1 protein-coding gene and 1 pseudogene are annotated in these 1,486 nt (G+C 36.6%); one reads left to right on the top strand and one right to left on the bottom strand.

Annotation, left to right across the window (positions count from 1 at the left end):
* Positions 1 to 77 (top strand): annotated as a pseudogene (locus ABZV77_RS42645) (IS6 family transposase); the annotation flags it as partial.
* Between the two features lie 100 nt (positions 78 to 177).
* Here ABZV77_RS42645 and ABZV77_RS42640 read toward each other — a convergent pair.
* The coding region (locus tag ABZV77_RS42640; RefSeq protein ID WP_356268783.1) for a polysaccharide deacetylase family protein at positions 178 to 1,486 on the bottom strand (1,309 nt) is incomplete at its 5' end.

Here is a 1,486-nt window from a genome sequence, read left to right as displayed (position 1 = left end):
AGCAATTTCAGCAGGATGTGATTATTGTAGCCGTGGGCTACTATCTTCGTTATAACCTTATCCACGGTGTTCAAGAAGCAACTCCTCAGCAATAAGCGCTAGATTTCCAAAATATGAGAAACTATTTTAGAAATCTAGTTCTTATTTGCTCGGAGCTGGACGCTTCTTTCACAACCTCTATCCTCGATCTTTTTGGTCATACACTTCTTTGACGTTGATAAATTGATCAAGTATTGGATTTTCTCCTTTTAGGTCAGCTTCGAAACGGATACCGTCAATATTGATTCTGGCGTTACGGTAGTAGTCAGTTCCTAGTTGTCCCCATGCAGGAGTTGAGGCATCGACATTGCAGAAGATATCAAATCCTTGTTGTTTCAAGTAAGCAAATTTTTGATTTGCTTCAGAATAAGGTTGCCAATCGCTGATGTCAGCGCCAAATGGGTAGATCAAAATATTTGTTTTGCCTAAAATAGGTGCAACTTCATTTTGCCAACGTTCATTATCTTGTTGGATATCGGCTAAAGAAGCTTGTGTCATATTCAAGTGTCCCCAAGTATGAGAAGCAAAACTCCAACCATCTTTCTTTAATTGATCAGCAACTTTTTTGGCTGCTTCGATTTCTTTGTTTGTTTTTTCGTTATCACCATATTCTGATTTTGATGTACGGTAACCTAATACACCATTATAGCCTGTTAAAGCTAATGTTCCTTTGGCGCCTTGATAAGAAAAATCGGGATGTTTTTTAATGAATGAATCGATCAATGGAACCATATCATAGTCACCAACAGTTTCCTTCTTATTGTCGATATAAATATTCTTGATTTGGTTCTGTTTATCGACAATCAACTTACTTGGAAATCCTGAATTGTCCATGTATTCATAATAGCTGACATCGTCTTGCGAAAGAATTAACGGTTTCTTTCCTTCTGGAAGAGAAACACCTGTAAAGGTCAGTTTTCCATCTGTTCCTTTTTTGACTAATCCATTTAGATTAACAAGAACATAGTTATTTTTATATAACTGATCAATGGTTTTATTGAATTCGGAAATAGTGACCATATAATCTTTATACCCTTGTGCTTGCTGGGTATGAAAAGCCTTAGCTGGATCAACAATCAGACTATGAAAGAAGACGTGTGAGATTTTGGTCGGGTCTTCCCATTTTACCAAGGATTCTTTTTCTTTTTTCAAAGTTGCTAACAATTGTTGCGCTTCTTTGGCGTCGTCTTTTTCAAGTAAGGCGATGGCTTCATCATAATGATAACTTGCAGCAAGCTGTTTTGCTTGATCAAGCTGTTTCGTCGTTTGTTTATCTTCAACAGGTTTTGAGCTGCTGCTTGAGTGTTGAGTTGTTTGACTAGTGTTTTCTAATTTATTGTTTGTTACTGCTTGTGTAACAAAAAAGATACTTACACCTAGAATAATAACAGTGCATACAGAAGTGACAGCCAATATGATTTTGTGTGTATGTTTCATTTTATCGTCC

Source organism: Streptomyces sp. NPDC004732 (genome assembly GCF_040609235.1).
Taxonomy (GTDB): domain Bacteria; phylum Actinomycetota; class Actinomycetes; order Streptomycetales; family Streptomycetaceae; genus Streptomyces.
This window is presented reverse-complemented; position numbering and strand designations above follow the sequence as displayed.